We start from the raw sequence: 19,833 nt of genomic DNA, 5'->3' as shown, positions 1-19,833 counted from the left end.
ACGCTCACCCCAGGGTCGTCAGATCCTGGAACCAGTGCTGCGCCTGGGTGTACCCCTTCACCTTGGCCGAGAGGGCGTGCGGGTTGGTGTCGTGCACGACCCAGACCTGCACCGCGTCGTCGACCACGATCTCGTGGATGCGCGCCAGCATCCTGTCCTGCTCCGCCGGGTCGAAGCTCGCCCGCACCGCGTCGCAGAGCCGGTCGACCTCCGGGTTGCGGTAGTGGCTCCAGTTCACGCCGGTCGGCGCGACCTGCTTCGAATCGTAGAAGCGCAGGATGGCGTAGAGCGGATCCGAGGTGACGTAGGCGATGTTTCCCCCGGTGATGCCCTTCATCGACGGGTCGGCCGCGCCCTGGCGCCAGCCGGTATAGGCCACTTCCAGCTCGACCGCCTGGAACTCGAGCGCGATGCCGATCTCGGCCCAGCTCTGCTGCACGAACTCGTTGATCGGCAGCGACAGCATCTGGCCCGAGCCGCCGGTCGGGATGATGAACTTCGTGCGCAGCGGGTTCTGGACCGAGTAGCCCGCCTCCTTCACGAGCTTGCGCGCCGCATCGACGTCGTACTTGATCTGGAAGGAAGGCTTGCCGAACCACGGGCTCGACGGTTGCACCTGGCCCACCGCCGGGGTCGCGAGCCCGCCCATCAGCGCGGCGACGCCCTCGCGGTCGACGGCGAGGTTGGCGGCCTTGCGCAGGCGCAGGTCGCGCCACGGGCTGCCCTCCAGCATCGACAGGTGGTAGTTCCAGACATGCGGCGTGTCGTTGCCGGTCACCCGCATGCCGGCGCCCTTCAGCCGCGGCACCGCGTCGGGGGCGGGCAGCTCGATCAGGTCGGCACTGCCCGACAGGAGGGCGTTCGCTCGCGACAGATCCTCCGGCATGCAGGCGAGCGTGAGCTTCGCCAGACGCGGCATGCGCTTGGGGTTCCAGTAGGTCGGGTTCGGGGTGAGCTCCAGGCGGACCCGCGGCACCAGGGCGGCGAGGCGATAGGGCCCGGTGCCGGAGGGCTGGAAGGCGAACTTGGTCCAGTCGCGCCCGACCGCCTCGTACTGCGCCGGCGACGAGATCAGGAACCACAGCATCTGGTAGGGAAACAGCGCGTCGACCGCCTTGGTGGTGACCTGCACCGTCATGGCGTCGAGCTTCCTGTAGGACGCCACCGAGGGCAGGCGCGGGCGCACCTGCGAGGCCTGGCGCTGGTCGTAATGGGCGGCCTTGGCGTCGAGCACCTTGTCGAAGTTCCAGATCACCGCGTCGGCGTCGAAGGCCGAGCCGTCGTGGAACTTGACCCCTTCGCGCAGGCGGAAGATCCAGTTGCGGCGATCCGCGGCGTCGCTCTCCCAGGCGGTGGCGAGCCCCGGCACCAATCGGCCCGGCCGGTCGGCGACGTCGAGCTCCCAGGCCACCAGCGGGTCGTAGAGAGTGAGCCCGGTGAACTGGTAGCCGCCCGCGCCCCGGTCGGGCTGGCCGGTGGTGAGCGGCAGGTCGAACAGCGAGATGCCGTAGGTCAGGCTGCCGGACGCCGTCCCTTCAGCCAGGACGGCGCCGGTGGGTCCCAGCGCCGCGAGGGCCGAGGCGCCGACGATGAGCTGGCGGCGCGAGAGGGAAGCGTGACGCATCGAAAGACCCCGGCTGGCGCGCGGCCCGTACGGCCGCGTTACGCGCCTGACGTCTGCAAGAGGCATGCAAGCGCGGCCGGCGCGGCTTCCGTCCCACCTTCGAACCGTCGCATAAAGACATCTTTATATCTTGATTGCCTCCCCGCCGGGCGGCTGGTATAGGCGCAGCCGAAGCGGGCGACACGGGAGACCGACCATGCCGAGCAACACCGATTACATCGTCAAGGACATCGCGCTGGCCGATTTCGGCCGCAAGGAAATCGCGATCGCCGAGACCGAGATGCCCGGCCTGATGGCCGTGCGCGAGGAATACGCCGCGAGCCAGCCGCTGAAGGGCGCCAAGATCGCCGGCTCGCTGCACATGACGATCCAGACCGCGGTGCTGATCGAGACCCTGAAGGCTCTCGGCGCCGACCTCCGCTGGGTCTCGTGCAACATCTACTCGACCCAGGACCACGCCGCCGCCGCGATCGCCGCCGCCGGCATCCCGGTCTTCGCCATCAAGGGCGAGACCCTGAAGGATTACTGGGACTACACCGCCAAGCTGTTCGAGTGGCATGACGGCGGCATGCCGAACATGATCCTCGACGACGGCGGCGACGCCACGATGTTCGTGCATCTCGGCCTGCGCGCCGAGAACGGCGACACCGCCTTCCTCGACAAGCCGGGCTCGGAGGAGGAGGAAATCTTCTTCGCGCTCCTGAAGCGCATGCTGGCCGAGAAGCCGAAGGGCTGGTTCGCGGGCCTGGCCGAGTCGATCAAGGGCGTCTCGGAGGAGACCACCACCGGCGTGCACCGCCTGTACCTGCTCGCCAAGGAGGGCAAGCTCCTCTTCCCGGCGATCAACGTCAACGACGCGGTGACGAAGTCGAAATTCGACAACCTCTACGGCTGCCGCGAGTCGCTGGTCGACGGCATCCGCCGCGGCACCGACGTGATGATGGCCGGCAAGGTCGCGATGGTCGCGGGCTTCGGCGACGTCGGCAAGGGCTCGGCCGCCTCGCTCCGCAACGCCGGCTGCCGCGTGCTGGTCTCGGAGGTCGATCCGATCTGCGCGCTCCAGGCCGCGATGGAGGGCTACGAGGTCACCACCATGGAGGATGCCGCGCCGCGCGCCGACATCTTCGTGACCGCGACCGGCAACAAGGACGTCATCACCCTCGACCACATGCGGGCGATGAAGGACCGCGCCATCGTCTGCAACATCGGCCACTTCGACAACGAGATCCAGGTCGCGGGTCTCAAGAACCTGAAGTGGCAGAACATCAAGCCGCAGGTCGACGAGATCGAGTTCGCCGACGGCCACCGCATCATCCTCCTGTCGGAGGGCCGCCTGGTGAACCTCGGCAACGCCATGGGCCACCCGTCCTTCGTGATGTCGGCCTCCTTCACCAACCAGACGCTGGCCCAGATCGAGCTCTGGACCAACCCGGGCAAGTACGAGAAGAACGTCTTCACCCTGCCCAAGGCCCTCGACGAGAAGGTCGCGGCGCTGCATCTCGAGAAGATCGGCGTCAAGCTGACCAAGCTGCGCGAGGACCAGGCCGCCTATATCGGCGTCAAGCAGAACGGCCCGTTCAAGCCCGACCACTACCGTTACTGATATCGTATCCAGCACCCAGTGTTGGACCGGGAGCCCGGCCGTCAGGCCGGGCTCTTCTTTTTGCGTGTACGATGTGCCGTAGCGGTTGCGCGATCGAAGAGGGAACCGAAGTTCTGCCTTTGTTCTGCCCAAGGTGTGGCATTTCTGTGCTCTTGACGCTGCTCCGTGCGGCCCGGCCTGGCTTCCCCCCAATTCACCCCTTCCGGGCCGAATCCGCGCCGCGCTAAACTCCGGGCGAATCTCTGGGGAGGGGAGCCGGTCCGCATGACGGGCACGGCTTCCGGCGTTCATCGTGGCGTAGCGTTCAGGTCGTGTGGCGTACCGGTCCGGTCGAGGGCCGGTGCGCCGGTTCGCGTGGAGACGGACGGATCATGGGGGTTGGACGTACGCCGCGACGGCTCGGCGGCCGCGCGGGCGCCGGCGTATTGGGCGGCGCACTCGGTCTCGCGGCCGCCGCCCAGGCGGCGGAGACAGCTCCGGGGCTGCACGCGCACAACGCCGTCGGCTTCGCGGTGCTGATCGGCCTGACGATCTTCGCCACGATCCTGTCGCTCCTCTACCTGCGCGAGCGAGCCCGCTGGGCCCGGCGCGAGCACACCCTGAACGCGGAACTCGCCGACTTGCGCGGCGCCCACGACCGGGCCGATCTCCTGCTCGGCTCCGAGCCGCAGGTGGTCGTGACCTGGGACGCCCGCGGCGAGCCGCTGATCGAGGGCGATGTCGGTATCACCGCGGACGGGTCGCGGCCGGGCTCGGCCCGCCGGGTGCTCGCCTTCGGAGCGTGGCTCGTGCCCGCCGACGCCGCGGCTCTGGACGCCGCAGTCGAGAGCTTGCGCGGCCGCGGCGAGCGTTTCCGCCGCACCGTGCGCACGCTCCAGGGCCGCACCATCGAGGCGCAGGGGCAGGCGGTGGGCGGCCAGGCGCTCCTGCGCCTGCGCGAACTCACCGGCGAGCGCCAGGAGCTGGTCGAGCTGCGCGCCACCCTCAACGAGACCCGCCACGGCCTCTCGGCCCTGTCCGGCCTCCTCGACGCGATCCCGCAGCCGGTCTGGCACCGCGGACCCGACGGGCGGCTGGCCTGGGCCAACGCCGCCTACGCCGCCGCGGCGGAGGCCGGCGACGCCGCCCGCGCGGTGCGCGAGGGCGCCGAACTCCTCGAGCGCACCGCCCGCGAGGAGGCCGAGCGCCGCCGCTCCCGGGGGGGCGCCGGTCCGTTGCGGGTCTCCGCTGTGGTGGCGGGCGCGCGTCGCACCCTCGACGTCACCGAGGTCGCGACCGAGGCCGGCACCGTCGGCATCGCGGTCGACGTCTCGGAGCTCGAGAGCGTCCGCGCCGACCTGCAGCGCCAGATGGACGCCAACGTCCGCACCCTCGACCAATTACCCACCGCCGTCGCGATGTTCGACGCGCGCCAGAAGCTGATCTTCCACAACGCCGCCTACCGGCACCTCTGGGACCTCGACCCCGCTTTCCTGGAGGGCCGGCCGCTGGACGGCGAGATCCTCGACGCCCTGCGCAACGCCCGCAAGCTGCCCGAGCAGGCGGATTTCCGCAGCTGGAAGGCTGGGGTGCTCGCCGCCTACCGGGCGGCCGAGGCGCAGGAGACCTGGTGGCACCTGCCCGACGGGCGGACCCTGCGCGTTCTCGCCGACCCGAACCCGCAAGGGGGGCTGACCTACCTGTTCGAGGACGTGTCCGAGCGGGTCCACCTCGAGTCGCGCTACAACGTGCTGATGCAGGTGCAGAGCGAGACGCTCGACACCCTGCGCGAGCCGGTGGCGGTGTTCGGCACCGACGGGCGCCTCAAATTCGCCAACCGCGCCTTCGCGCAGGTCTGGCGCATCGGCCCCGAGATGCTGGGGGCCCAGCCCCACATCGACCAGGTGATCGCAGTCTGCCGGACCTTGAGCCCGGCCGAGGAGCCGTGGATGCAGATCCGCGAGGCGGTGACCGGCCTGGTCGATGCCCGCCACGGCCTGGCGTGCCGGCTGGCGCTGGCCGACGGCACGATGCTCGACTGCGCCGCCGAGCCGCTGCCGGACGGCGCGACGCTGCTGACCCACATCGACGTGACGGCGAGCGTCAATGTCGAGCGGGCGCTGACCGACAAGAACGACGCCCTGGAGCGTACCACCCGCCTGCGCGACGAGTTCGTGCACCACGTCTCCTACGAGCTGCGCTCGCCGCTCACCAACATCATCGGCTTCACCGAGCTTCTCGGCGACGAGACTGTCGGCGCCCTCAACCCGCGCCAGCGCGAATACGCCGACCACATCATGCGCTCCTCGGCGGCGCTCCTCGTCATCATCAACGACATCCTCGACCTCGCCTCGATCGATGCCGGCTCGATGGAGCTGACGCGCGAGCGGGTCGACGTGCAGGCCACGATCGCGGCGGCGGTGCGCGGCATCGGCGACCGGCTTGCCGAGGCCGACATCGCCCTCGTCCTCGATGTGCCGCCGGACATCGGCAGCTTCGTCGCCGACGGCAAGCGCATCCGCCAGATCCTGTTCAACCTGCTCTCCAACGCGGTCGGCTTCTCGGCCCCGGGCCAGCAGGTCCGGGTCTGCGCCCGCAAGAACGGCGAGAGCCTGGTCCTGGAGGTCATCGACCAGGGCCGCGGCATGCCGCCCGAGGTGATGGAGCGGGTGTTCGAGCGTTTCGAGAGCCACACGCTGGGGACCCGCCACCGCGGCGTGGGCCTCGGCCTGTCGATCGTGCGCTCCTTCGTCGAGCTGCATGGCGGACGCATCGACATCGCGTCCTCCCCCGGCACCGGAACCCGGGTCGCCTGCACCTTCCCGGTCGGCGACGACGAGGTCCATCGGGCGGCGGCCGAGTAGCCGGCAGGGCGGCCGCCGAGGGACAGCGATTCGTGCCGGCGGTGATGGGTTGGATATTCCGGCACCCCGGCCGCGTTGTCGGGTGTCCTGGGTCGGTCGTCCTGGATCGATCATCCCGGTCATGGTGTCGCACGACCCCCGGGACCGCGGGAATAACGACGATTCGAAGGATTAAGGTTCATGGGCTATCACCGGGACTCGATGCCCGTGGCGGGCCCGTGAGCGAGGATGGCGGAGTGGACCAGGAGGGCATGGCCGAGCGCACACCCTGGGAGATCGTGCTGCCCGACGAGAGCGCGACCGAGGATCTCGGTCGCTTCCTCGCCGAGATCCTGCGGCCCGGCGACTTGGTGGCGCTCTCCGGCGGGCTCGGCGGCGGCAAGACGACGCTGGCGCGCTCCATCATCCGCGAGATCGTCGGCGATCCCGAGCTCGAAGTGCCGAGCCCGACCTTCACCCTCGTCCAGCCCTACGAGGGACGGGGCGGGCAGGCGGTCGTCCATGCCGACCTCTACCGCCTGCGCGGGCCCGACGAGCTGGTCGAGCTCGGCTTCGACGAGATGACCGAGCGGGCGATCGCGCTGGTCGAATGGCCCGACCGGCTGCCGCCGCGCCACGGCCCGACGCTGGCGATCGACCTCTCCCTCAAGCCCGAATTCGGCGACGACGCGCGCCTCGCCCGCCTGATCGGCGGCGGCGGCCTCGGCGGCCGGCTGATGCGGGCCCGGGCGCTCCGCGTGCTGCTCGACCGCTCCGGCTGGGGCGAGGCCGAGCGGGCCCACATGCAGGGCGACGCCTCGAGCCGCTCCTACGAGCGCCTGACCAACCCGGACGGCACCAAGGCGGTGCTGATGATCTCGCCGCCCAAGGCCGACGGCCCGCCGGTGCGGGACGGCAAGCCCTACAGCGCCATCGTCCACCTCGCGGAGAGCGTGCACGCCTTCGTGGCGATGGATCGCGGCCTGCGGGCGCTGGGCTTGAGCGCCCCAAAAATCCTCGGCGAGGATCTGGAGGCGGGGCTCCTGATCCTCGAGGATCTCGGCACCGAGCCGGTCATCGACGGGAACGGTCCGCGCCCTGAGCGCTACGCCGAAGCCGTGAAGGTGCTGGCGCGCCTGCACGGCACGACCCTGCCCGGCGTGCTGCCGGTGGCCGAGGGCCGCGACCACGTGCTGCCGCCCTACGACCGCGAGGCGCTGCTGTTCGAGGCCGAGCTCCTGCCCGAATGGTACGCCCCCTTCGTCGCCAACACCCCGCTGGCGCCCGACGCCAAGGCCTCCTTCGTCGCCGCCTGGAGCGAGGCTTTGGAAGGCCTCGAATCCGAGGCCCGGACCTGGACCCTGCGCGACTACCACTCGCCCAACCTGATCTGGTTGGCCGAGCGCGACGGGATCGAGCGGATCGGCCTGATCGACTTCCAGGACGCGGTGCTCGGCCACCCGGCCTATGACGTCGCCTCGCTGCTCCAGGACGCGCGGGTCGATGCCAGCGCCGAGTTCGAGCTGCGCCTGCTCGGCCTCTACGCCCGCGAGCGCAAGATGCGCGATTCCGAGTTCGACATGCAGGGCTTCGCCCGCGCCTACGCGGTGCTGGGAGCCCAGCGCGCGACCAAGATCCTCGGCATCTTCGCCCGCCTCGACCGGCGCGACGGCAAGCCGGGCTACCTCGCCCACCTGCCGCGCATCGAGGGCTACCTCGCCCGCAACCTGGCCCATCCGGCGCTCGCTGGAGTGCGGGCCTGGTACGCCGCGCACCTGCCGCGCCTCTGCCCCGAACCGTGACGAAAACCCGCCCGCGATGACCGACACACCTGCTCCCGCCGTGACGCGCGCCTTCGTGCTGGCCGCGGGCCTCGGCAAGCGCATGCGCCCGATCACCGTCACCACCCCGAAGCCCCTGGTCGAGGTCGCCGGCAAGTCGCTGGTCGACTACGCCCTCGACCGGATCGCCGAGGCCGGCATCCCGGAGGCGGTGGTCAACGTGCACTACCTCGCCGACCTGATGGAGGCGCATCTCGTGCGCCGCCGCTCGGGGCCGGCCATCACCATCTCGGACGAGCGCGACAGGCTGCTCGAGACCGGCGGCGGGGTGAAGAAGGCGCTTCCGCTTCTCGGCCCGGCGCCGTTCATGGTGCTGAACTCCGATTCGTTCTGGCTCGAAGGGCCGCAGCCGAACCTGCGCCGCCTCGTCGCCGCCTGGGACCCGGAGCGGATGGACATGCTGCTGCTGCTGGCGTCGGCCGCCACCAGCCTCGGCTATGACGGCCCGGGCGACTTCCACATGGACAAGGAGGGCCGCCTGACCCGCCGCGCCGAGCGCGAGGTCTCGCCCTTCGTCTATGCGGGCGTCGCGATCGTGAAGCCCGCGCTGTTCGTCGACACGCCGGAGGGCTCGTTCTCCCTCAACCTCCTGTTCGACCGCACGATCGCAGCCGAGCGCCTGTTCGGGCTGCGGCTCGACGGCCAGTGGCTCCATGTCGGCACGCCGGAGGCCCTGCGCGAGGCCGAGGAGCGGGTGCGGGCGAGCGCGACGCAGCCGTAGGCGGTGTTCGCCGGACGGGGGCCGGTCCTGATGGGGCGCGGGCTTCTCCTATCCCTGCCCGCGCAGAGCTGTCCGGGAAAAAGGAGTGGCGCATGCCTTTTCCCTCCCCCCTATGCGGGGGAGGGTGCCCCACGGAGTGGGGCGGGAGAGGGGCAGCGCGACGCTGATCTCGCTGGCGCGCGTCATGAAGCGCGCGACTTCTCCGGAAGCGTCGCCCCCTCTCCCGGCCCCCATCCGGGGGCCACCCTCCCCCGCAGAGGGGGGAGGGGAAAAACCTGCGCACTTTCGTTTCCCCGGGAGGCCCTGACGCCTGCGGTGAGAGAGGAAGCCTGCGCCTCGCTTGGCGACGTGGACAGCGACGGGAGACACTCGATCCCGCCACCGCTCAATCGAAAAGAACCCACGGATCACCCATGACTCCCGGCTTCTCGATCGGCCCACTCCAAGATCTCCCCGCGGTCCTGACCCTCAACACCGCCCACGCCGCCGAGACCTCGCACCTCGACGAAGCGGCGCTACGCGCCCTCATCGACCAATCCTTCCTGGCCACTGCCGTCACCGGCCCCGAGGGCCTCGCCGCCTTCCTGATCGCCCTCGATCAGGACGCCCGCTACGCCAGCCCCAATTTCCGCTGGTTCCAGGCCCGCTACCCGCGCTTCGTCTACGTCGACCGAATCGTCACCGCGCCGGCGCAGCGCGGCCGCGGGCTGGCGCGTGCCCTCTACGAGGACCTGTTCGCCCGTGCGGAGGCCGCCGGCCACGACCGGATCGCCTGCGAGGTCAACCGCGTGCCGCCGAACCCCGGCTCCGACGCCTTCCACGCCGCCCTCGGCTTCCAGGAAGTCGGCTCGGCCGCGATCCACGATGGGGCGAAGACCGTGCGCTACCTCCTGCGCGAGACCGCCCGGTGAGCGAGGGTCGCGTCTTCACCATCGCGCCGGGCGCGCGCTTCCTCGACACCCTGGCCGAGGGGCTGCTCTCCGGCCGTCTCGTCGGCGACCTCGCCGCCGGGCCGTTCGGGCTCGCCGCCGTCACCCTCTACCTGCCGACCCGCCGCGCCGCCCGGGCGCTCGCCGCGATCCTCGCGAGGGAATGCGGCCCGGCAGCGCTCCTGCCGCGCATGGTCCCCCTCGGCGAGGCCGATGAGGCCGAGCTCGACCTCCTTGCCGCCCCCCCGGGGGAGCGCCGCGACGAGATCCTGCGCCCGCCGATCCCGTCGCTGGAGCGCCGGCTGATCCTGGCGCGCCTCGTCCAGGCCTGGGCCGGCACCGTCGACCGCCAACTCCTGCCGCTCGGCGACGAGGTGCCGTTCAGGGTGCCGTCCTCGCCCGCCGACGCGGTCGGCCTCGCCGCCGACCTCGAGGGGCTGATGGATTCCCTCACCGTCGAGGGCCTGCCCTGGAACGACATCGCCGGCGCCGTCGAGGCCGAGCATTCGCGCTACTTCTCCCTCACCCTCGATTTCGTACGCATCGCTGCCGAGCACTGGCCGCAGATCCTGGCCGATCGCGGCGTCAGCGACCCGACCCAGCGCGGCCGCGCTCTGGTGCTGGCGGAGGCCGCGCGGCTCGCCCGCGAGCGCCCGTCCGATCCGGTGATCGTCGCCGGCTCGACCGGCTCGGTGCCGGCCACTGCCCGGCTCATCGCGGCCATCGCCGGGCTGCCCCGCGGCGCCGTGGTGCTGCCGGGCCTCGACCGCGACCTCGACGACGCCGGCTGGACCGCGATCGATCCGGCCGGCGACGGCGAGGCGGCGGCGCATGCCCATCCGCAGGCGGTGCTCCATCACCTCCTGGGCAAGGATGGGCTCGCCCTCGACCGGGCGGCGGTGATCCCCCTCGGCTCCCCGGATCCGGCCGGCGCGGCCCGGGCCGGGCTGCTGTCGCAGGCCCTGCGCCCGGCCGAGACGACCGATGCCTGGGCCGATCTCGATCCGGCCCATCGTGAAGAACTCGCCCGCGAGGGGGCGGCCGGGATCCGGGTGGTCGAGGCCGCCGACGAGCGCGAGGAGGCCCTCGCCATCGCGGTCGCTCTGCGCGAGGCGCTGGAGGAGCCCGGCCGCACCGCCGCCCTCATCACCCCGGACCGCGCCCTGGCGCTCCGGGTCGCCGCCGAGCTCAAGCGCTGGAACATCGTCGCCGACGATTCAGCCGGCGAGCCGCTGGCGCGCAGCCCGGCCGGGCGCCTCGCGCGGCTCGCCGCCGACGTCGCGGCGCTCGACGCCAAGCCCGAGCGGGTGCTGGCGCTCCTCGCCCACCCGCTGGTGCGCCTCGGCCTGACCCGCGCGGAGGTCGAGCGGGTGGCGAGCGCGCTCGAGATCGGCGTCTTGCGCGGCCCGGCTCCGGCCAAGGGCTTTTCGGGCATCGAGGAGGCGCTCCGCCTCGCCAGGACCGAGGAGCGGCCGCACGATCCCCGCCCACGCCGGCGCCTGACCGCCGAGGAGTGGGAGGCGGCCGACGAATTATTGCTGCGCCTCTCGGTCGCCTTCCGGGATTTTTTCGCCGACGAGGACGACGCCCCCGACGACCTGATCGCCATCGCGCGGCGCCACCGCGCCACCTGCGACCTGCTCATGGAGGGCCCGGAGGCCGAGGAGGACGACGAGGCCGACGCCTCGGTCACGGTGCTCGACGCGCTGTTCGACGACATGGAGCTGGCCGAGCCCGGACTCCTCGCCGGCCGCTTCTCCGATTATCCCGCCTTCTTCACCGCGCTCGCCCGCGAGCGCGTGGTGTCGCGGCGCAACGCCAGCCCGCATCCGCGGCTGCGCATCCTCGGCCTGCTCGAAGCGCGGCTCCTCTCCGTCGACCGGGTGGTGCTCGGCGGCCTCGACGAGGGCGTCTGGCCGCCCAAGGCCGAGACCGACGCCTTCCTCAACCGGCCGATGCGCCACCGCGTCTGCCTGCCCTCGCCGGAGAAACGCCTCGGCCAGACCGCGCACGACTTCGTGCAGGCCCTCGGCTGTCCCGACGCCGTGATCACCCGGGCGCACAAGCGCGAGGGCGCGCCGACCGTGCCGTCGCGCTTCCTCCAGCGCCTGCGCGCCTTCGCGGGCGAGGCGGCCTGGGCCGGCCTCGTGCGGGGAGGGCAGCGTTTCCGGGCGCTCGCCGCCGCACTCGATGCCGGCACGGAGCCGCTGCCGCCGCGCCTGCGCCGGCCGGCGCCCCGGCCCGATCCGGCCCTGTTTCCGCGCTCGCTCAGCGTCACCGAGATCGAGACCCTGGTGCGCGACCCCTACGGGATCTTCGCCCGCCACGTGCTCGGCCTCGACGCGCTCGAGCCGGTGGCGGTGCAGCCGAGCGCCAGCGACCGCGGCACCATCGTGCACAGCGTGCTCGGCGGCTTTGCCGAAAGGTTCCCGGAGGCGCTGCCCACCCCCGACCAGGCCGAGCAGGTTCTCTACGGCCTCGCCGCCAACGCCTTCGCGCCGATCTCGGACGCCTATCCGGAGCTCTACGCCGAGTGGTGGCCGCGCTTCGTGCGCCTCGCCGATGCGTTCCTCGCCTGGGAGGCCGAGCGCCGCCCCGGCCTGCGGCGCGTCGACGCGGAATCCGGTGGGCGCTGGACGCTCGAGATCCCGGGCGGCCACGTCCTCACCCTGCGCGCCCGGGCCGACCGGATCGAGACCCGCCGCGACGGCGGCCACACCATCATCGACTTCAAGACTGGCCAGCCGCCGAGCGCCCGCGAGGTCTTCGCCGGCTTCTCGCCCCAACTGACCCTGGAGGCCGCGATGCTGCGGGCCGGCGCCTTCCGGGGCCTCGAACCCGCGCGCGACACGCCCGACCTGCTCTACATCCGCGCCGGAGGCGGCAAGACGCCGCTCGATCCCATGCCGCTCAAACCGCCGCGGGGCGACGGGCGCACGCTGCCGGAGCTGGTCGAGGCCCATGTCGCGGGCCTGCGCCAGCTCGTCGGCGCCTTCATGGCCGGCGAGGCCGCCTACCTGTCGCGGCCCTATCCGAAATACGCCAAGGCCTATTCCGACTACGACCATCTGGCGCGGGTCAGGGAATGGTCGCTGGTCGAGGGGGAGGAGTGAGGCGAGGCCCGGCCCCCTTGCAACGCTGTCGCCGGCCTGGTGCGCCGCCCGAGGATGCCCGGTCTTTCCCTAGGGACATGCCATGGTCCGTAACCGAACATTAAGGTTACCGAGACATGATCTTGCCAGCGGCACGGCAAATTTTGCCGATCGACCAGCCGAGGGGCGGCCCAGATGCGTTTCGCGAGCTTTGGTTTTCTGGTCGGCAGTGTTCTGGTCAGCCTGAGCGTTGCGGCGACGACGACCGCCCGGGCCGCGGACCTGGATTTCGGTGCCCTGCGCGGCAGTGAATTCGAGCCGGCCGCCGCACCGGTCGTGGATGTCTGGGACGGCATCTATGTCGGCGGCCACGGCGGCTGGTCGAGCGCGAGCTTCGGCTTCGGCAACGTCTTCCAGTCGACGGTTGCCCAGGTCCTGCGCGCCACCGCGATCGAATCCACCCTCAGCGCCTCGACCTTGCTGCACGCGCGGGATGTGCGGCGGGACGGGACGACCTTCGGCGCCTATGCGGGCGTGAACTACCAGTTCGATGAGACCGTGATCGGTGTCGAGGTCGATTACACCCATTCCGGCCTGAGGGGCCGCAGCAGCGACGCGATCCACCGATACAACACGGACGCTTCGGGGTATCTCAGAGGCGCCAAGCTCTCGGGCGACGCTTCGACGGAGATCGACGACTACGCCACCATTCGCGCCCGCGTCGGCTACACCGTCGCCGGCTTCATGCCGTTCGTGACCGGCGGCTTCGCCATCGGCCGGGCCCAGATCGCCGAGACGGTGGCGGTGCGCGGCTACGAATACGACGAAGCAACGTATCGGAAGAACCAGGCCATCACCGATGGCTCGAAGCCGGCTTACGTCAATCGTTCCGGCTACACGACCTTCTCGCCGGACAATCCCGGCAGCAGCGTCCTCGCCCCGCCGAACATCTTCACGCCGTCGAAAGAGAAGATCGTCGGCGGCATCGCGGCGGGCGCCGGCCTGGAATACGCTATCACCCCGAACCTGCTGCTGCGGGCTGAATACCAGTACATTTTGTTCAACGATTTCGACGGCCACAAGCTGAACATCAACACCGTGCGCGGTGGCGCGGCGGTGAAATTTTAGTTTCGTCCGGCGCAGACCTCGTCTTCCGTCCGGCGGCTCAGCGGAGCCCGGAACGGCAAGGGAGTAGAGGGGCGATGGAGGCCGACCAAACAGACCATCGATCTTCAGAGCCTCTTCGAATGCAGAGTAAATTTCATCTCATACACGATTTCATCCTGAGGTGCGAACGAAGTGAGCCTCGAAAGAGGCCTCCAAAGACCTCGGAGATTTATGGAAACCTCCTTCGAGGTCAGTCGATTGACTATCGACTGACACCTCAGGATGAGGGTGTGGGTGGGATAAAATCGATTCATCAATCAAACAGGTTCTCCGACTCATGATGCGCTCGCATGCGGCGCGAATTCACCGAGTCCTCTCCGGTCGTCACTCGAAAATTTCATGCGCCTGGACGAGGATGGTTTTGGGGAGCGTGATCCCCAGCAACTTCGCCGTCTGGATGTTGATCGTTAAATGGATGAGCTCCGGCGCCTGCACCGGCAGCTGGTCGATCGTCTCCCCATGCAGAATGCGATGGATGTAGTGCGCTGCCTTCGTATAGACGTTGACTTCGTCGACGCCGTAGGATATTAATCCACCTTTGGCAGTGATTTGGCGATTGTAGGATATCGTCGGGACTTTATGCTCGCGCGTCAGGGCGTTGATCAGAAGTCTATTGTTCGTGTTGAAGCTGTCGTTCATCAACACGATCCCGCCACCCCTGCGGCCGACAGCCAGATAGGCCGCCACGACATCCTGCTCGTTGGCAACAGGGAGAGCGCCCGGCTCGATGTCGAATTCGCGCGCCGCCTGATTGAACGACGCGATATAGGCTTGCGAATAGGGCGCAGTTCTCGGGTTGTACATGATGGCGGCGTACGACAGGTGGGGTACGATCTCTTTCAAGATCTCCACCCATTTGGCGCACAGAGCCGGATCCGTGTTGACGAAGCCCGTCGCATTTTTGTCGGGACGCGAGAAGCTCTTCACGAATCCGCTTCCGACGGGGTCCGACACGCTGACGAACACGACCGGGATGTCCCGCGTTTCAGCGAGCACAGCCGCGGTGGCCGGAGTGGTGGCGGACAGGATGACGTCGGGGCGTTGCTCGACCAACTCTCTCGCATAGACTTTCATCAGATCCATGTTGCCTGATGCTGATTTGATTGTCAGATTTGTATTGCCTGGTCCGCGATCGCCGAGATTCAGCAACGTTTGCGTGAAGGCATCTAGTCGCGGCTGTATCTCCGTATCGTTGGGGGCGTAGGCCGTGATGATTCCAACCTGCCGGCCGGTCGGCCGCGTGCGACTTTCGGCAGTGGTTCCCCGCAGCAGTGTCAATGCTCCTAAGAGGGATATGCAGTCGCGCCGTCGCATGGCATCGCTCCCTGCCGAAGAGCCGATATCCTTCGCTCTTAATCTTAGATTATCAGGCAAAATGCAGCAACAATGATCGATCAGGCCTGGCTCTTCGTTCCTGATGCGGGACGATACGGTGCGGGAGGCGGCCTTTCTGGCTCATGGACACCCGCATCCACGGAATCGAGCCTTCCCGGATACGGGCGAGTTCCGAGCTCCGGGTTCGGCGGCGCGATGGGTGCGCAGCCGCGCCCGACCGTCTCGACGAGCGGGCTTGCGGGCGCGCGTCGGGCGCGCCACGTTCGTCGGCCGCCCGAAAAGAGGCGGAGCCGAGGGAGGAGGATCCGGATGCAGCGTCTGGCCGGCAAGGTCGCCCTGGTCACGGGCGGCGCGCGGGGCATCGGCCTCGCGATCGCGCGGCGCTTCGCCCGCGAGGGTGCGGCGGCGGTGATCCTCGCCGATCGCGACGAAGCGGAAGCCGAGCGCGTCGCGCCGGAGAATCCGGCCTTCCATCCCTGTTCCCTCGACGTGACCCAGGACGAGGACTGGGCCAGGGCCGTCGACCGCACGGTCGCCCGCCACGGCGGCCTCGACGTGCTGGTCAACAATGCGGGGATCGCGGTCGTCGGCTCGATCGAGTCGGTCACCCTGGAGGAGTGGCGCCGGGTCCAGGCGGTCAATGTCGACGGCACCTTCCTCGGCTGCCGCCACGCCGTGCGGGCGATGAAGCCGCCGGCCGGCCGCGGCGGGGCGATCATTAACCTCTCGTCGGTGTCCGGCATCGTCGGCGGGCACAACCTCGCGGCCTACAACGCCTCGAAGGGGGCGGTGCGGCTCCTCACCAAGTCGGTCGCGCTGCACTGCGCGCGGCAGAATTACGGCGTGCGCTGCAACTCGATCCATCCGGGCTTCACCGAGACCGACATGCTGCGCGATCTGGCCGTCGGCAGCCGCTACAGCCCGGAGGAATTGCGCCTGCGCCTGCAAGCCTCGGTGCCGCTCGGCCGCAACGCCGCCGCCGAGGAGATCGCGGGGCTCGCCACCTACCTCGCCTCGGACGAGGCCGGCTTCGTCACCGGGGCCGAGATGGTGATCGACGGCGGCGTCACGGCGCAATAATCGCGGTTCCGCAAAAAGTCCGACCCCAGCGGCAGGCCGGCCCCTCTACAGATCGGCGATTCGCCGCTATTTGTATGCGCCGCAGCAAAAACCACCGGAGACCTGACCGATGTCCGCCCAGGCCGCCCCCGCCCCGACCGATCTCGTCACCCTGGCGCAGGACGCCGGCCTCGCCGCCAAGGCGCTTGCCGCGGATGCGGCGCGCCGCGTGCGCGCCGGCCTGCTCGGGCCCGACGGCCGCCTCTCGGCCGAGCGCCTGGAGGCCGAGCAGCACGCCGCCCACGGCCTCGCCTGGCTCTCGACCTACGCCGAGGCGATCACCCAGCTCGGCAACTACGCCGCCCACCTCGCCGGCCAGGGCCGCCTCGGCGAGACCGAGACGCTGCTCGTGCGCATCGGCCTCGGCGAGTACCTGGAGCAGCTCTTCGGCGGCATCCCGATGAGCCAGGGCGAGATGGTGCGCCCGACCTCCTCGCTCGGCCTCAAGGCCCAGGAAGTCGCGCGCCACCGCTCGGACTCCGTCGAGACCCTGATCGCGGAGGGCAACACCGCCGCCAACCGCGCTGCCCTGGTGCGGCTGATCCGCGAGGGCCAGGGGTCCGCCACGGTGGGCGAGACCGGTCTCGACGAGGACATGGAGGCGATCCGCACCGAGATGCGCCGCTTCGGCCAGGCCGAGGTCGCGCCCCACGCCCACGAGTGGCACCTCGAGAACGCCTACATCCCGCTCGAGATCATCGGCCAGATGGCCGAGCTCGGCGTGTTCGGGCTGACCATCCCGGAAGAGTATGGCGGCATGGGCCTGCCGAAGATCTCGATGTGCGTGGTCTCGGAGGAATTGTCGCGGGCCTATATCGGCGTCGGCTCGCTCGGCACCCGCTCCGAGATCGCAGCGGAATTGATCCTGGGCGGCGGCACCGAGGAGCAGAAGCAGCGCTTCCTGCCGAAGATCGCCTCCGGCGACATCCTGCCGACCGCGGTCTTCACCGAGCCGAATACCGGCTCCGACCTCGCTTCCTTACGCACCAAGGCGGTCAAGGAGGGCGACACCTGGCGCATCACCGGCAACAAGACCTGGATCACCCACCCGGTCCGCGCCGACCTGATGACCGTGCTGGTGCGCACCAAGCCGGAGGAGCCGGGCCACAAGGGCCTGTCGCTGCTGCTCGGCGAAAAACCCCGCGGTACCAATGAGGATCCGTTCCCGGTCGAGGGCCTGTCGGGCGGCGAGATCGAGGTGCTCGGCTATCGCGGCATGAAGGAGTACGAGCTCGCCTTCGACGGGTTCGCGGTGCCGGAGGGCAACCTGCTCGGCGGGGTCGAGGGCAAGGGCTTCGCCCAGCTGATGCAGACCTTCGAATCGGCCCGCATCCAGACCGCGGCCCGCGCCGTCGGCGTCGCCCAGTCGGCCCTCGATGTCGGCCTGCGCTACGCCGAGGAGCGGGTGCAGTTCGGCAAGCCCCTGGTCTCGTTCCCGCGGGTCGCCGACAAGCTCGCCATGATGGCGGTCGAGATCGCGATCGCCCGCCAGCTCACCTACTTCGCCGCGCACCAGAAGGACGAGGGCAAGCGCTGCGACCTGGAGGCCGGCATGGCGAAGCTGCTGGCCGCCCGCGTCGCCTGGGCGGCGGCCGACAACGCCCTGCAGATCCACGGCGGCAACGGCTTCGCGCTGGAATACCCGGTGAGCCGCCTGCTCTGCGACGCCCGCATCCTGTCGATCTTCGAGGGTGCGGCCGAGATCCAGGCCCAGGTCATCGCCCGGCGCCTGCTCGAGGTGCAATGAGCGGCGGGCTCTCGCTGAAACCATTCCTGGAAAAATAGGGCACGGGATCCCCTCTCCCGTTTGGGAGAGGGGTAGGGGTGAGGGTGGCTCGGGTTCAGAATGAGGTCCCGACCGTAAAGCTGCGCAGCTCGACAGTTCAGGATTATTGCGGCACCGTCTCCACCCTCACCCCCAGCCCCTCGCCCACACGGGAGAGGGGAGGGGCGCTTTATACTGAAATAAGACGGATAAACCTGAACCCGTCCTACTTCGTGATCTTCACCGAGACCGGGTCGCTCGACGGAAACGTCTCCTCCAGCCCCTCGTCGAGGCGCTCGTTGAGCTTGCTCTGCTGATTCTCCGGCCGCGCCTTGTCCTCCGGCGAGGCGCTGTCGCCGCGGAAACCGGCCTGATCCTGGTTCGGGGTCTTGGTCTCGTTGCCCATGGGGCCTTCCTCCGATAGGGCGTCCCGGCCAAGGGACGGACTGCCCGGCTAACGCGCAGCCCCCCGGCGTGTTGCGTTCGCCTGGTCGTTTAACCGGGCGGTGGCGCCGCACGGGCTAGGATCGCGGCACGAGAGGGTCCCTCCCATGCACGCCGCCATCCTGACGAATTTCGCCACACCGAAGGGCGGCGCCGAGAAGGTCGCGATCGAATCCGCCCGCGGCCTCGCCGAGGCCGGCGTCGCCGTCACGCTGATCCACGGGGCCGACGGGCCGGCCGACCCGATGCTCGATCATCCGGGCATCCGGCGTGTGGGCCTGGGCCTCACCGACGTGTGGGAGCGGCCGGCCTGGCGCGGCGCGGTCGAGGGGATCTGGAACCGCGAGGCGGCCCGGCGCCTCGGCGCGGCGTTGGCGGCCCTGCCGGCGCGGCCCGACGTGCTGCACCTGCACCAATGGACCCGCGCGCTCTCGCCGGCGATCTTTCCGGTGCTCGCCCGCACCGGGATCCCGGTGGCGGTCACGCTGCACGATTACTTCATGGTCTGCCCGAACGGCGTCTATTACCGCTTCGACAAGGCCGAGCCCTGCGGCCTGCGGCCATTCTCGCCCGCCTGCCTCGCGGCGCCGTGCGATCCGCAATCGCGGGTCCACAAGGCGGTGCGGGTGGCCCGCGCCCTGGCGCAAGTGGCAGCGATCGCGCGGTGCTTCTCGGCCCTCGACCTCGTCCACGTCTCCAACGGCAGCCGGGCGCGGCTCGAACCGATGATGCGGGGCGCCCCGTTCCGCCACCACCGGATCGACAACCCGGTCCGGGTGGCGCGCGCCGCCGCAGCCGATCCGGCGGCCGGCGACGCGATCGCCTTCGTCGGCCGCTTCACCCGCGAGAAGGGCGCCGACCTCGTGGCGCAAGGAGCGCATCGGGCGGGCCTGCCGTCGCTGTTCGTCGGCGACGGGCCGCTCGCCGACGAATTGCGTGCCGTGCCGGGGGCCGAGGTGACGGGCTGGCGCGCGCCCGCCGAGGTCGAGGCGCTGCTGCGAGCCAGGGCCCGCGCCGTGGCGGCGCCGGCGCGCTGGCTCGAGACCGGGCCGCTGACGATCTACGAGGCGCTCGCCGCCGGCATCCCGGCGATCGCCTCCGACCGGGCCGGCGCCGGCGAGAAGATCCGGGACGGTGAGACCGGCTTCGTCGTCGCACCCGACGTCGCGGCGCTCGCCGAGGTGTTCGGCCGGCTGCGGGACGACGCCCTGGTGCGCCGCCTCGGCGAAGCGGCCCATGCGCGCTACTGGAACGCGCCGATGACGCTTGCCGCCCATGCCGCCGCCTTGCGCGACCTCTACGCGGGGATGGCCGGTGCGGCCGAGGCGCCCTCTTTTCAGCGCAAAGCTGTCATGTGAGAGAGCATCCAGA

At 70.2% G+C, this 19,833-nt stretch carries 13 protein-coding genes; 10 read left to right on the top strand and 3 right to left on the bottom strand.

What is annotated here, in order from left to right:
* Nucleotides 1–4: 4 nt before the first annotated feature.
* Nucleotides 5–1,624 (bottom strand): ABC transporter substrate-binding protein, encoded by a 1,620-nt coding sequence (locus ABZT49_RS29630; protein WP_355291532.1) that lies wholly within the window; start codon nt 1,622–1,624, stop codon nt 5–7.
* A gap of 196 nt (nt 1,625–1,820) precedes the next feature.
* Between ABZT49_RS29630 and ahcY the strand changes: the two genes are divergently transcribed.
* The 7 genes from ahcY to ABZT49_RS29595 all read left to right on the top strand — a co-directional run bounded on the left by ahcY (nt 1,821) and on the right by ABZT49_RS29595 (nt 13,760).
* Nucleotides 1,821–3,227 (top strand): adenosylhomocysteinase, encoded by a 1,407-nt coding sequence (gene ahcY / locus ABZT49_RS29625; RefSeq protein ID WP_355291530.1) that lies wholly within the window; start codon nt 1,821–1,823, stop codon nt 3,225–3,227.
* A gap of 371 nt (nt 3,228–3,598) precedes the next feature.
* Nucleotides 3,599–6,070, top strand: coding sequence for an ATP-binding protein (locus ABZT49_RS29620; protein ID WP_355291528.1), 2,472 nt, complete (start codon nt 3,599–3,601; stop codon nt 6,068–6,070).
* Between the two features lie 251 nt (nt 6,071–6,321).
* Entirely contained in the window at nt 6,322–7,851 is a 1,530-nt protein-coding gene (gene tsaE / locus ABZT49_RS29615) for a tRNA (adenosine(37)-N6)-threonylcarbamoyltransferase complex ATPase subunit type 1 TsaE (protein WP_355291526.1), read from the top strand.
* 16 nt (nt 7,852–7,867) lie between these two features.
* Nucleotides 7,868–8,611: a nucleotidyltransferase family protein gene (locus tag ABZT49_RS29610; RefSeq protein WP_355291524.1), complete on the top strand. Its 744-nt coding sequence runs from the start codon at nt 7,868–7,870 to the stop codon at nt 8,609–8,611.
* Between the two features lie 413 nt (nt 8,612–9,024).
* Nucleotides 9,025–9,522, top strand: coding sequence for a GNAT family N-acetyltransferase (locus tag ABZT49_RS29605; protein ID WP_355291522.1), 498 nt, complete (start codon nt 9,025–9,027; stop codon nt 9,520–9,522).
* Nucleotides 9,519–12,653: a double-strand break repair protein AddB gene (gene addB, locus ABZT49_RS29600; RefSeq protein WP_355291521.1), complete on the top strand. Its 3,135-nt coding sequence runs from the start codon at nt 9,519–9,521 to the stop codon at nt 12,651–12,653. Before ABZT49_RS29605 ends, addB begins: the two co-directional genes overlap by 4 nt.
* A gap of 174 nt (nt 12,654–12,827) precedes the next feature.
* The gene (locus tag ABZT49_RS29595; protein WP_355291519.1) at nt 12,828–13,760 is read left to right on the top strand and encodes an outer membrane beta-barrel protein; all 933 of its coding nucleotides are present in this window, start codon (nt 12,828–12,830) and stop codon (nt 13,758–13,760) included.
* A 363-nt stretch (nt 13,761–14,123) separates the two neighbouring features.
* Here the strand turns inward: ABZT49_RS29595 and ABZT49_RS29590 are convergent, their stop codons facing one another.
* Nucleotides 14,124–15,113, bottom strand: coding sequence for an ABC transporter substrate-binding protein (locus ABZT49_RS29590; RefSeq protein WP_355291517.1), 990 nt, complete (start codon nt 15,111–15,113; stop codon nt 14,124–14,126).
* Nucleotides 15,114–15,443: 330 nt separating this feature from the next.
* Between ABZT49_RS29590 and ABZT49_RS29585 the strand changes: the two genes are divergently transcribed.
* On the top strand, nt 15,444–16,214 hold the full coding sequence (locus ABZT49_RS29585; protein WP_355291515.1) for a glucose 1-dehydrogenase: 771 nt from the start codon (nt 15,444–15,446) through the stop codon (nt 16,212–16,214).
* 109 nt (nt 16,215–16,323) lie between these two features.
* Nucleotides 16,324–18,000 (top strand): acyl-CoA dehydrogenase family protein, encoded by a 1,677-nt coding sequence (locus tag ABZT49_RS29580; RefSeq protein WP_355291513.1) that lies wholly within the window; start codon nt 16,324–16,326, stop codon nt 17,998–18,000.
* Between the two features lie 244 nt (nt 18,001–18,244).
* Here the strand turns inward: ABZT49_RS29580 and ABZT49_RS29575 are convergent, their stop codons facing one another.
* Nucleotides 18,245–18,424, bottom strand: a complete 180-nt coding sequence (locus ABZT49_RS29575; RefSeq protein WP_355291511.1) for a hypothetical protein — start codon at nt 18,422–18,424, stop codon at nt 18,245–18,247.
* Nucleotides 18,425–18,569: 145 nt separating this feature from the next.
* On the opposite strand from ABZT49_RS29575, the gene ABZT49_RS29570 reads away from it, so the two are divergent.
* Entirely contained in the window at nt 18,570–19,820 is a 1,251-nt protein-coding gene (locus ABZT49_RS29570; protein WP_355291509.1) for a glycosyltransferase family 4 protein, read from the top strand.
* Nucleotides 19,821–19,833 lie beyond the last annotated feature (13 nt).

Source organism: Methylobacterium sp. EM32, assembly GCF_040593685.1.
Classification (GTDB): domain Bacteria; phylum Pseudomonadota; class Alphaproteobacteria; order Rhizobiales; family Beijerinckiaceae; genus Methylobacterium.
This window is presented reverse-complemented; position numbering and strand designations above follow the sequence as displayed.